10 protein-coding genes are annotated in these 12,331 nt (G+C 61.7%); 7 read left to right on the forward strand and 3 right to left on the reverse strand.

Features of this window, described 5'->3' with window-relative positions; genetic code table 11:
- Nucleotides 1–9: 9 nt before the first annotated feature.
- Nucleotides 10–2,781: a DNA mismatch repair protein MutS gene (mutS, locus tag OHL14_RS11410; protein ID WP_263379470.1), complete on the reverse strand. Its 2,772-nt coding sequence runs from the start codon at nucleotides 2,779–2,781 to the stop codon at nucleotides 10–12.
- A 188-nt stretch (nucleotides 2,782–2,969) separates the two neighbouring features.
- On the opposite strand from mutS, the gene OHL14_RS11415 reads away from it, so the two are divergent.
- The 4 genes from OHL14_RS11415 to hemA all read left to right on the forward strand — a co-directional run bounded on the left by OHL14_RS11415 (nucleotide 2,970) and on the right by hemA (nucleotide 7,295).
- Nucleotides 2,970–3,227, forward strand: a complete 258-nt coding sequence (locus tag OHL14_RS11415) for a hypothetical protein (protein WP_263379471.1) — start codon at nucleotides 2,970–2,972, stop codon at nucleotides 3,225–3,227.
- Nucleotides 3,228–3,423: 196 nt separating this feature from the next.
- Nucleotides 3,424–4,977 carry a nucleotidyl cyclase domain-containing protein gene (locus OHL14_RS11420; protein ID WP_263379472.1) on the forward strand — a complete coding sequence of 518 codons (1,554 nt, stop codon included), beginning with the start codon at nucleotides 3,424–3,426 and terminating at the stop codon, nucleotides 4,975–4,977.
- Between the two features lie 78 nt (nucleotides 4,978–5,055).
- Nucleotides 5,056–5,868: a cytochrome C assembly family protein gene (locus OHL14_RS11425; protein WP_263379473.1), complete on the forward strand. Its 813-nt coding sequence runs from the start codon at nucleotides 5,056–5,058 to the stop codon at nucleotides 5,866–5,868.
- A 98-nt stretch (nucleotides 5,869–5,966) separates the two neighbouring features.
- The gene (hemA, locus tag OHL14_RS11430) at nucleotides 5,967–7,295 is read left to right on the forward strand and encodes a glutamyl-tRNA reductase (RefSeq protein ID WP_263379474.1); all 1,329 of its coding nucleotides are present in this window, start codon (nucleotides 5,967–5,969) and stop codon (nucleotides 7,293–7,295) included.
- A 136-nt stretch (nucleotides 7,296–7,431) separates the two neighbouring features.
- On the opposite strand, the gene OHL14_RS11435 is transcribed toward hemA, so the two are convergent.
- On the reverse strand, nucleotides 7,432–8,085 hold the full coding sequence (locus OHL14_RS11435) for an NAD(P)H-binding protein (protein ID WP_263379475.1): 654 nt from the start codon (nucleotides 8,083–8,085) through the stop codon (nucleotides 7,432–7,434).
- Nucleotides 8,086–8,431: 346 nt separating this feature from the next.
- Between OHL14_RS11435 and OHL14_RS11440 the strand changes: the two genes are divergently transcribed.
- Nucleotides 8,432–9,268 carry a PAS domain-containing protein gene (locus OHL14_RS11440; RefSeq protein WP_263379476.1) on the forward strand — a complete coding sequence of 279 codons (837 nt, stop codon included), beginning with the start codon at nucleotides 8,432–8,434 and terminating at the stop codon, nucleotides 9,266–9,268.
- 141 nt (nucleotides 9,269–9,409) lie between these two features.
- Here OHL14_RS11440 and OHL14_RS11445 read toward each other — a convergent pair whose 3' ends face one another.
- Nucleotides 9,410–10,249, reverse strand: coding sequence for an SCO family protein (locus OHL14_RS11445; RefSeq protein ID WP_263379477.1), 840 nt, complete (start codon nucleotides 10,247–10,249; stop codon nucleotides 9,410–9,412).
- A 242-nt stretch (nucleotides 10,250–10,491) separates the two neighbouring features.
- Here OHL14_RS11445 and hemC point away from each other — a divergent pair, with 242 nt between their 5' ends.
- Both hemC and OHL14_RS11455 read left to right on the forward strand, forming a co-directional pair.
- Nucleotides 10,492–11,625 (forward strand): hydroxymethylbilane synthase, encoded by a 1,134-nt coding sequence (hemC, locus tag OHL14_RS11450; RefSeq protein ID WP_263379478.1) that lies wholly within the window; start codon nucleotides 10,492–10,494, stop codon nucleotides 11,623–11,625.
- Nucleotides 11,626–11,870: 245 nt separating this feature from the next.
- A complete protein-coding gene (locus OHL14_RS11455; protein ID WP_263379479.1) occupies nucleotides 11,871–12,308 on the forward strand; it encodes a Fur family transcriptional regulator in 438 nt (145 codons plus the stop codon).
- Nucleotides 12,309–12,331 lie beyond the last annotated feature (23 nt).

The following is a 12,331-nucleotide window of genomic DNA, read 5'->3' on the forward strand; positions in this document are numbered from 1 at the left end:
TGTTGTCTATCATGCTGCACCGCCCTTCAACTCTCGCTGCAACTCGGCCAGCAACTGCAAAGCCTCTCGCGGAGTCAGTCCATCCACATCCACTTCTTCAATCCGGTCCACAATCCGCTGCGACAGCGGCGTAAACATCGTCATCTGCAAACTCGACTTCTCCGGCACCGCCTCGCGCACCTGCTGCGTCTCCGCCTTCTCATGCACCTTCAGCACTGCGCGCGCCCGCTCGATCACCGCCTGCGGCAATCCCGCCAGACGCGCTACCTCGATACCGTAGCTCTTGTTCGCCGCGCCCGCCTCCACCGTATGCAGAAACACAATCCCGGCCGCGCCTTCCTTCACCGTCACGCGCACATTCTTCAACCGCATCAGCCGATCCGCCAGCAACGTCAGCTCGTGATAATGCGTCGCAAACAGCGTCCGCGCCCCTACCGCATCGTGCAGATGTTCGACCGTCGCCCACGCCAGACTAAGCCCGTCATACGTAGCTGTGCCGCGCCCCATCTCATCCAGCAGCACCAGCGACCGCGCCGTGGCTGTATTCAAAATCGCCGCCGTCTCCGTCATCTCCACCATGAACGTCGACCGCCCGCGTGCCACATTGTCACTCGCTCCGATGCGCGTGTAAATCCTATCTACCAGCCCCAGCCGCATCCGCTCCGCTGGCACAAAACATCCACACTGGGCCATCACGGTCAGCAGCGCAGCCTGTCGCAGATACGTACTCTTACCACCCATGTTCGGCCCTGTAATCAGCAGCAGGGAAGGCGTCTTTACACATTCGGGTGCCCCATTCATGGCGACAGTTTCATCGTCGACATGGGTGGGGTGCGAGTTCTCTCCACTGCACAGACTCAGCGAGTTCGGCACAAACCTTCCGCCGCCTTGCTCTTCCAATCGTCTCTCCACCACCGGATGTCGCGCTGCTACAAACTCCAGCACGCCACTCGCATCCACCGTCGGTCGCGTCCATCCTCGCATCGCCGCCATATGCGCAAAGTTCGCCAGCAGATCGATCTCCGCCACCTGCCGCGAGCTCTCCCGTACGCGCCCTGCCTGGCTCAGCAACTGTCGCCGCAACTCGAGAAAGATCTTGCGCTCGATCTCACCGCTGCGCTCCTGCGCCGTCAGGATCTTGGTCTCCAGCTCCTTCAACTCTGGCGTCGTAAATCGTTCCGCATTCACCAGCGTCTGCTTGCGCTCGTAGTCCGCCGGCACGCTCTTCGCATTCGCCTTCGTCACCTCGAGGTAGTAGCCAAAGACGTTATTGAACCGCACCTTCAACGACGAGATCCCCGTCCGCTCCCGCTCGCGTTCTTCAATCGCCGCAATGCGCTGCCGCCCGCTCTGCGATAGGTCGCGCAGTTCATCCAGCTCTGCATCGACGCCCGCACGCACCGACCCGCCATCGCTCAACGACACCGGCGGTTCCTCCACCAGCGTTCGCGCAATCATCTCCTGCAGGTCGTTCAGTGTGTTGAAGCCCGTCGCAATCTCCGCCCACCTGCCACCCTCAGCGGCAAACTCCGTCAAAGCTTTGCGTAACCTCGGCAACCGCGCCAGCGTCGCTCCCAGCGAAACCACCTCACGCGGCCCCGCCGTCTCCATCGCCACGCGCCCCAGCAGCCGCTCCAGGTCCAGCACCCCATCCATCCCGCGCCTTACACCCTCGCGCCGACGAATATCCGCAGCCGCCAGCCCCACCGCCTTCAGCCGCGCGTTGATCGCATCCAGCGACTGCATCGGCCGCAACAGTTGCGCTCGCAGCGCCCGCTTACCCATCGGCGTGCAGCACGCATCGAGCGTCCAGAACAGCGTCGTCTGCGGCCCCTCTGCGTTGAATAGAGGCTCCACCAGCTCCAGGTTGCGAACACTCACCGCATCCAGCTCAAGACAATCGCGCCGCTCGTAGTACCGCAGCCCATCCAGATGCTCCAGCGCCCCCTGCTTGGTCGCGCGCAGATAATGCACAATCGCGCCCGCCGCCACCGCCGCCGCCGCATGTCCCGCCAATCCCATGCCATCCAGAGAATGTACCTTCAGCTGTTGCCGCAGCAACGGCAGTGCATAGTCCTCGGTAAATGCCCACTCCTCCACCTCGGTCCGCGCCCCGCTGATCTCCGCCTGCGAAGCCTCTTCGCGATCAACCTGCTTTTCTTCGCCGGCAGGCAGAACACCCTGCCGAACACTCTGGCTCGTCCCACCAAACCCCGTGCCCTTTGAAAAGATCACCTCAGCCGGTCGCAGCCGCGCCAGCTCATCCAGCGCAAGCGCCCACGCCGCAGCGCCGCTAAACTCCGTCGCACGAAACTCGCCTGTAGACAGATCAATCGCCGCGACTCCCACCGTCGCCGCTCCCACCGCCGCCACGCTCGATAGCCACTGGCTCTCGCTCGCATCGAGCGTCGAATCTACCGAGGTTCCCGGTGTCAGTACCCGCGTAACCTCACGCTTCACCACGCCCTTCGCGAGCTTGGGGTCTTCCATCTGCTCGCAGATCGCGACGCGAAACCCCTTGCGCAGCAGCCGCTGCAGATACGTCCCCGCCGCGTGGTACGGCACCCCGCACATCGGCACGCTACGGGCCTTATCGCGGGCCGTCAGCGTCAACTGCAGCTCCCGCGCAGCGATTACCGCATCGTCATAAAACAACTCATAGAAGTCGCCCATGCGGAAGAAGAGCAGGGCATCGGGGTGCGCATCCTTGGCGGCACGGTACTGCCGCATCGCCGGTGTCAGCCCGTCTTCACTCCCTGCATCCTTGATTCCGGTCGCCATCGCCCTCGCACTTCGTCACCAACGGCCAGAATACCGCCCCAACCTGATGAAATCAGGGCTGAAACCATTCTGAACCACTTCTGTTGCTTGTCATCCTGAGCGTAGCGAAGGACCTACTTTTTTGCCGCAACGCTGTTCGATGCAACCAGAACCCACGCCACCCACAAACCGCGCTACACTGTCCCTCGATGATCCAGATACCGATGTCCGAAGCCCAGTTCGTCTCCGCCACCACCCGTCTCCGCAGCAACGGCATCGAACTCCCCGGCCGCTCCGGCACCCTCACTAAAGACGGCGTCACCGCGAACTACAACTACGCCGACGAAAGGCTCACCATCGAGATCACCGACCGACCCTCCTACTACCCGCTCGCCCTCGTCGAAGCCAAGCTTCAGTCCTATCTCGAGCAATCCGTCGCCTACGACGCCTCCCGTGAAATCAGTTAGAACTCGCCACAGTGTGACCAAAGTTCTGACTTTTTGGGAAATAGGCATTACGGAAGATCAAACTAAATGTGCAGTTTGTTCATTTGCGCCTTTATCCTCTAAATCAACCCCGGGGACTGTGGACCTGCCTCTTTCATCGTAGCGAGGCGGCTTCTCGTGTCCCGAGATCATGCACGGGGCTATTCAGAGAGGTCGCATGAATCACTTCGCAGAGACTTCCCGCTCTCCCGGCGCGTATAGCGCTGCGGGCTTGCATGCCAGCCCTACGCTCGCGCCCAGCGTGGAAAGACCTCCTGCCTCCAGCCTTCCCTTAAGACTATTCTTCTTTCTCTGCGCCGGCCTCGTCGCCTCCCACCTGCTCGTGGTCTCCTTCGCTCCACCTGTCGCCGACGCCCTGATCTATGGTCTGTGGGCGATCGCCATCTTCACCTATGCCGGAGTTGTCTTCGTACAGGTCCGCTCTGCCTCTGGAATGTTGGCCCTCCGCTGGCTGCTCTTCGCCCTTTCGCTGCTCTTCTATGGCGCGAACGACGTACGAGCCATGGTTAGTCAGCTCACCAGTATCCAAGCCCCCGGATTCGACTCTTTGTTAATAGCGATCGCCGCAACGCTGGTGCTGCTCGCCCTCACCCTGCCTTCCGGTGAACGCGTCGCCAGATTGCATCTTCTCGACGCTACGGTCGCGATCGTCTTCTGCGCGCTTCGCTTCCTTCATCTGGTCATGCTTTCTTCCCCGGCAATGCCCATCTCCTCAGTTCTCGGCCACTACACCTTCGATCCCTTGATCCGGGTGGCGCTTGCCCTGATCGCGCTCTCTGTCAGTCCATGGGCCAAGAAAAAGTTCTACAGAAACATCGCGTTCTACCTCGCCGCCGACCTCTTCGCTAGTTTTTGCGTCAATCAGGTCGGCTATCTCTGGCTGCAGCAGCACACTGCAAGTCCATGGACTCTCACGGGGACCCTGATCCCGCTGGCTGGAGGCGTCTTTCTCCTCGGCACGCTCACCAGCACACAATCGCAGTCGCGCATTCAGGTCACGGAATCCCAGAAACCTCTCTTGCGCAGCCTGCTGCCCTTTGCGATGACCCTGCTCATCGTCATTCTCTCCGCCACCCTTGTGCAGGCACATCCCTACATCGCCAAACTGGGCATGGTCTTCGCCGCAGCCGCGTTCTTCGTCAGAGTAGCTCTGCTGGCTCGTCACCAGGACCTCACCGAACGGTCGCTGCGCAACGCCCTTCGCAATCAGAACTGGCAGCAGGGTCCCGATCCACTCGACAAGGTAGAGCCCGAAGCCAGCTTCGGCCCCTCCGTCTGGCTCGCACGCGCCCATGTCAGCCGCGACACTCCACTCTCGCTACTGCTCCTCAAAGTCGAAGAGGTCGCCGACGGACTCGTACTCGTCGAAGCCGACTTCGAAACCCAGAACCTCATCCACATCGCTCGACACCTCTCGCAGTGGCGGCCAGCTCACTCCAGCATCTACTACTTCGGCGACTCCGCCTTCGCCATGCTGCTCCCGTCTGCCAGTCATCGCAGCACAAAGCAGCTGGCTGAACAGATCCGCACCAGTATCGAAGCGCTCGGCATGATAGGCGAAAACGGATTCATTCAGCTGGCGATCGGCACCGCCACCGCGGTGACTCCCGCTGAAGCCGATCGACTCATCGTCACTGCCAGCGACGATCTTCCGCAATCGCGCCTCCGCCGTCGCAGCCGTACCTCCTGGTTCCGCCTGGCGAACCGCTAACCGTCCAGCCTCAACATTCCTGCAGGCATAGACGATATACTGTCCATTCGCGCACTTTCATCGCGTGAACCGGTATCTATGTCTCTGCTTTGGCTCCGAGTCGCGGTCTTCCTCTACGGCATCGCCGCACTTGCGGTGTTACCCGCTGCGTTGTTCGACCGTCCCCGCTGGCGACATCTCGCCATCCCGGCTGCCCTCGCCGGTGCCTTCTTCCACTTCGTCTCACTCGCCGAAACCCTCGCCGCTGCCCATCGCGCCCTTCCAGTCGACACCCACGAAACCCTCTCGCTGCTCGGCCTTCTGTTGGCCGCCTCCTTCGTCCTGCTCGCACTGCGTTATAAGACCGTCGCCTTCGGCATCTTCCTTCTGCCCATCGCCGTCCTGCTCACCATCGTGCCTGCTTTCCGCCCCGGGCACGAGACCATCGCCTACCCGTTCATCCGAACCGGTTGGCTGATGCTCCACATCGCGCTGCTCCTCATGGCCTACGCCGCGCTCTTCCTCTCGCTCGTCGCCAGCGTGCTCTACCTCATCCAGGAGCGCCGCCTCAAGCAGAAGAAATCCCCGCGTTTCACCTGGCTGCCGCCCCTCGCCACCACCGACCAGATCGCCCTCAACGCCCTCCGCTTCGGCCTGCCCTGCATGACCGCCGGCCTGCTCATCGGCTCGGTACTTGCGCTCCAGACCACCGGCCCCCGCTTCTTCGCCGACCCCAAGGTGCTGCTCTCCATCGCCATGTGGGTCGCCTACGTGCTCATGATCTTCATCCGTCGCCACAGCGGTCTTCGCGGACGCCGTGCCGTCTACCTCTCCAGCTTCGTCTTCCTCGTTGTCCTCGCCGTCTGGGCAGCGAACTCACTCTCCACCGTCCACAGCTTCAAGGTGCCTTGACCGCAACTCTCAACCTTATTCATTCAGCCTCTTAAAATTGTCATCCTGACCGCAGCGAAGAACCCGCTTCTCACTTCTCACTACTCACTGTCTTTTCCATGTCCGAGACCAGGCCCAACCCGACACAGATGCCAGCCCACTCCAGGCTGCTGCTCCTTGGTGTGAATCACACCACCGCGCCAATCTCGGTGCGTGAGCGTCTCGCCATCCCCGTCGCCCGTCTCGCCGACGCCACACGCACGCTCGCGCACCAGCCCGGCATCCGCGAGGCCCTCATCGTCTCCACCTGCAACCGCGTCGAACTCCTTACCGTCGCCGATTCTGCAGGCGATACCACCCCCAGCGCCATCGAGTTTCTGCACAACTACCTCAACATCCCCGTCACCGACGTGCAGCCGCACCTCTACGAGTTCCGCGAACGCGAGGCCATTCGCCATCTCTTCCGCGTCGCCAGCTCGCTCGACTCCATGGTCGTCGGCGAAGCCCAGATCCTCGGCCAGGTCAAACAGTCCTGGACGATCGCCCGCGAAGTCGGCGCAATCCGCTCAACCGAATCCAACGGCTCCACACTCGACCCGCTTCTGCAACGCGCCTTCTCCGTCGCCAAGCGCGTCCGCACCGAGACCCGCATCGGCAGCTCCTCCGTCTCCATCGCCTCCGTCGCCGCCGAACTCGCGCGCAAGATCTTCGGAGCCCTCGACGGCAAGACCGTCCTGCTCGTCGGTGCAGGGAAGATGTCCGACCTCACCGCACGCCATCTCATCCAGCAGGGCTGCACCACGCTGCTCGTCTCCAACCGCACCGAGGCCCGCGCCGAAGCCATCGCCGATTCGCTGCGCACCCCCACCATCACCACCGGCGTCATCCCTTTTACGCAACTGCATGAACAGTCCCATCGTGCCGATATCATTATCACCAGCACAGGTGCCGCCTCTATGGGACAAGCGCATGTCTTTCAACCCGCCCAGGCACGCGCTCTTCTGCAGCGCCGCAAGAACCAGCCCGTCTTCTTCATCGACATCGCCGTTCCCCGCGACGTCGCGCCCGAGGTCAACGATCTCGAAGGCTGCTTCGTCTATGACATCGACGACCTCCAGCAGACCGCCGTTCAGAATCAGGCCGTTCGCAGCAAAGAGGCCGAGTCTGCCGAATCCATCGTCACCGAAGAGGTCGCCCGCTACAACGCTCGCCTCTCGCAGGCACCCACAACTGAGGCCATCAAGCAGCTCCTCGCCGACGCTGAGACCATCCGTCAGCACGAGGTCGCCCGCGTTCGCCAGCAGCTCGCCGTCTCGGAGAATACCCCCGAGCCGCTGACCTCCGCCCAGCTCGCCGCCATCGACCGCCTCACCAAATCCATCACCGCCAAGCTGCTCCACTCACAGATCGCCGCCCTCCGTGCCGCCTCAGCCCCCGACGAAGACTAGCCGTCACCACGCCACCCCTGCCGAGATAGATTTGTCATCTCGAACCGAAGCAGGACGGCTTCATCGTTCTGCGGAGTGGAGAGACCTGCAGTCTTCCTGCACATCCTCAATTCCAAGTCAGCTTCTGCCCACGCCGCTACGCCACCCCCGCAGCCTCTTGAATATCCACCACCTCCATCACATGCTTGGCATACCCATGCTCTGCCACCGAGAGCATCGCCTTGCCGACCTCTTCCGTCGTCAGCACATACCGTCTCGGAATCAACGGCCGCAGCCATCCCAGCACCGTGTAAAGCAAGTTGTACCAGCCCGTCCTCGATCGAATCCCATGCAGCGGCTGAATGAATCCCGGCCTGAAGAGAAACGTCTCCTCAAATCCCATCTGCAGCAGCGCATTCTCCGTCTCGCCCTTCACCCGAGCCCACATCGCGCTGCCACTCGCGTTCGTCCCTGCACCGGAGACATACACAAACGTCTTCACTCCCGCCTCCTGCAAAGCCTCACCTGCAGCCACCGTCAGCTCATACGTCCCGTGCCGATACGCAGCTTCGCTCATCCCCAGCGCCGACATCCCCAGGCAGAAGAAGCACGCATCGTAGCCAGCGAACATCGCCTCACTTCCAGCCCACTCGTAGAAGTCCTCCCGCACTACCTGCTTCACCTTTGCTGATTCCACCGCAACGTTCTTGCGCACCACCATCAGCACCTCTTCCACGCGAGCATCCAGCACGCACTCGTGCAGCACCCCTTGTCCCACCATGCCACTGCCACCAAACAGAATCACCTTCATCGTCATTACACCTCGGGTCTCTCGAATCCGTCTTTCCTTTGAACAAAATCGTGCCGCATCGCAATCCGTGCCCTCGGTCATACGCGACGCAGAACTGCCTTGTGTTGCGTCAAGACTACAGAACGCCTCTCGTCTCCCAACCGAAATCCGACCCAGCCAAAACGTCTCACCCTCGCCTGCAAGCAGCCTTCTCGTCGCGCAACGATCATCTGCAAGCCAAGACAGTCTTGTTTATCGCTCCCAAGCTGAATCCTTATGCACCCCTCCCTCGTCAGTCCTATCAGCGGCCAAAAAGCAGGTTGACTAAGTCGCGCTTAGATATAAGTTTAAGGGGAGACCTATCCGTATGGGCTTCAAAGAATCGCTGCGACACTCGGCTTTGAATCGCCGCACCTTGGCGTATATCCTTGCCCTCCTGTTGCCCATGCTCGGCACTATCCTTGCTGGTAAGGTCTCGATCTTCCGTCCCTTTCCCTTTGCTCCTTACTTCATCTCCATGGGACTCATCGCCACCATCGGCGGTCTCTGGCCCACACTTGTCGGTCTGGTCATCACCGTACTCTTTTACAGCGGCATCGTAGGCCAGGGCGTCGAACCCTCGGAGATCGCCAACCCCGATCGCTATCGCTACGTATTCCTCACCCTCACCAGCCTCATCGTCGGCATCATCAGCCAGCGCCGCCTCACCTCGGAAAACAAGCTCGCCATCGCCCTCGCCGAGTTGCACGAGCGCACCGACGCCCTCGTCGATTCGCTCCACACCAGCAAGTGCGCCAGCTGGACCCTCGACTACGCAACTGACCCGTCCGTCCGCTGGTACAGCGGCAGCTTCCCCATCTTCGGCCGCCACTACTCCGAGGTTCAGGAGCTCTCCTCGCTCATCCCCTTCAGCCACCCCGACGACCAGCCTCGCTTCGAGGCCCTCGAGCGCGACCTCCACCTCACCTCCGACCCCATCGTCTTCGAGTTCCGCTGTATCTGGCCGAACGGCGAACTGCACTGGCTCGAGATGCGCGCCACCCGGCTCCCCGGTCGCGCCCCCCGCTGGCGCGGCGTCACCCTCGATGTCACCGAGCGCCACGGCGCCGAGCTGCTCCTCCAGCGCTCTGAAAAAGTCGTCGTCATGAACCTCCCCACCGCAGCGCACGAGCAACAGCCCTCCCGCGCCACCGCTTTCAACTAACTAAGTTCTGCACACGCCCGCTTTGAAGGATACGGGCTTCAGCCCGTGCATAGAATGCTCCATACCATCAATGGCTTTAGCCCCGGAGGCGGCGGATGTTTCGTGCCTGAATAGGTATGATCCGAACTTCCCGAAGTTCGCTTACGCCGTCGTACCCTTCGGCTTCCGCGTCAGCAGCACCAGCATCCCGATCACCACCAGCACGCTCACCATCCCCGCAAGTCCCAGTATCCGCATCACCGACACCGAGTACTTGCCCGCCGCCGGACTGTAGTTGCAACAGTAGAGAATCAGCAGGTCCACCGGATTGCTGATCTTCTTCTCGCTCGCGTCCAGCAGCGCCATCCGCAGGTCCCGCGGTGCATACTCCACCCCCGCCAGGTACTTCGACATCCTCCCATCCGGCGTCGCAAACATCACCACGCTCGAATGTGCGAATTGGTCCATCTTCCCGTCCGGCCCCGGCACCATCACAAACTGAAACCCCGTCGCGTCACTCACCGCCTTGATCGACGCCTCATTGCTCGTCAGAAAATGCACGGCATCGGCAGGGAACTGGTCTCCCACATCCTTCAGAAACATCTGCTTCTGCATCACCGCATCCGCGGGCTTATCCGTCGGATCGATGCTGAACACCAGCACCTCGTAGTCCTTGCCCGCCTTCAGCGTCGTGTCCTTCAACCCCTGCGCCAGCCCGCGCAGCACCTGCGGACACAGCATCGCGCACTTGTAATACACCTCAGCCATCACCCAGGGTCTGCCGTCGAACCAGCTCTGCAGCGGCCCCGTCTTTCCACTCTCATCGGTCATCTGCGCCTGCATCGGCAGCGACTCCCCCAGCCGCTGCACAATCCCCGCATGTTCCAGATAAGCCGGCCGCTGCTGAGCCGTCGCCCCCAGTGGCTTGTCCGCCGAATACCCCTGCGCCCCCGCCACCTGCACCGCCATCGCAAACCCCAGCAAGCACCAACGAAATCTCATATTCAAATCCTACGCTCGCATCACGACAGACACGCACCCCGAAGTCCGCTCATCGCCCACCCCCACCACAACTCCCCGTCATTCTGAGCGAAGGCCGCAGGCCGCAGCCGAAGAACCCCGAAGCTCTCCATTCCACCCAAACCATCCGCACCTTTCCAACCATCAACACCCTCACCTCCTCCCGCCACCGCACTCCTCAATTTCCACCCCGTCTCCCATCGCCAGGCCGTATCCTAAGCACTGTGAGCACTCAAACCATTCGTATCGGCTCGCGCGGCTCTCAGCTCGCGCTCTGGCAGGCCAACCACATCGCCGCGGACCTCCGCGCACTCGGCCACACCGTTGAAATCGAGATCATCCGCACCGTCGGCGACCGCATGCAGGACCCCAACTTCGTCGTCCCGGCCACCTTCCCCGATGGCTCGCCTCTTGACGCCAAAGGCATCTTCATCAAGGAGATCGAAGACGCCCTCCTCGCCGGTCGCATCGACCTCGCCGTGCACTCCCTCAAAGACCTGCCCACGCAACTGGACCCGCGCTTCACCCTCGCCGCCATCCCACCGCGCGCCGACGCCCGCGACGCCTTCGTCTGCGAAGACCACTGGGGCCTGCACATGCTGCCCTCCGGCTCGCGCGTTGCCACCACCAGCCCACGGCGTCAGGCCATGATCTCCGCCCTCCGCCCCGATCTGCAGTTTGTAGAGATGCGCGGCAACATCGACACCCGCCTTCGCAAGTGGGAAGAAGGCCAATGCGACGCTCTCATCCTCGCGTCCGCCGGTCTCGACCGCCTCGGCCGCACCGAGCACGTCCATCAGCGCTTCTCCATCGACGAACTCACCCCGGCCCCCGGCCAGGGAGCCCTCGGCCTCGAGGTCCGATGTCCAGACCCCTCCACAAATGTCCGTCATTCTGAGCAAGCTAAAAATTGTCATCCTGAGCGGAGCGCAGCGGAGTCGAAGGACCTGCTTCTTGATGGTGCGGGCAATCCTTTGAAGGGGACGGGCTTCAGCCCGTCCGTTGCATCGCCCCGCAAAGAAGGGGCTTCAGCCCCTGAGGGAAACCACGCCCGCGACCGCGCCATCTACGACGCCATCCGCGCCCTCAACTGCGCCACCACGGAATACGCCGTCACCGCCGAACGCACCGTCCTCAACTCCCTCGGCGGAGGCTGCTCACTCCCTCTCGGAGCCTACTGCCACAACACTGGCGAAGAGTGGCACCTCCACGCGATGGTCGTCTCCCCCGACGGTGAACAGGTAGCCCACCTCATCCAGAAAGCCCCCTGCGGCATCGCCGCGACCGACCTCGGCGAATCCGTGGCCGAAGCCCTCAAAGCCCGCGGCGCCATGGAACTTCTGCAGCAAACCGCGTAGCTCCGCAGAAATTGTTTTTTTTGCTTGCCATTCCCGAAGGGAATTAATTCTGCATTTGCCTCGTGCCTTTTGTTTGTCATTCCCGAAGGGAATCTGCTTCTCTGGGTGCCCGACTTTGCACACAGCTTGATCTCCATAAGAACTCTCATTTCGATCGGAGCATCATCGCCTCAACCCATAAATTCATCCTCTCTTCAACACCCTAGTCTTGACTCCCTCTCACCTTAGACATAATCTAATCTTCGATGGACGTGCAGGAGATTCGCCAGAAACTCGAAGATAGCGGCCTGCGTTGCACCACGCAGCGCTACGCCGTCATGTCCTTCCTCATGGACCACCACGAGCACCCCACCGCAGCTGAAATCTACGAAGCCGTCAACCGAGTCGACCCTCGCTCCTCCCGCGCTACCACCTACAACAATCTCAACGACCTCGTCGAAGCTGGTCTCGTTCGCCAGGTCGCCTCCGAAGGCCGTGCCGCCCGCTACGACGCCAGAGGCGAGCAGCACCACCACTTCATCTGCGATCGCTGCGGTAACGTCGAAGACCTCGACTGGTACGAACTCCCGCAGCCGGCATTGGCCTCCCTCGGCCGCCGCGTCGTTCGCGACACCGAACTCATCGTCCGTGGCCTATGCACGCAATGCGCTCCGCGCAGACGTTCTCAAGCTCAAAATTCCTGACCACTTCTCACTTCCCACTAACC

Source organism: Granulicella paludicola (assembly GCF_025685545.1).
Lineage (GTDB): Bacteria > Acidobacteriota > Terriglobia > Terriglobales > Acidobacteriaceae > Granulicella > Granulicella paludicola.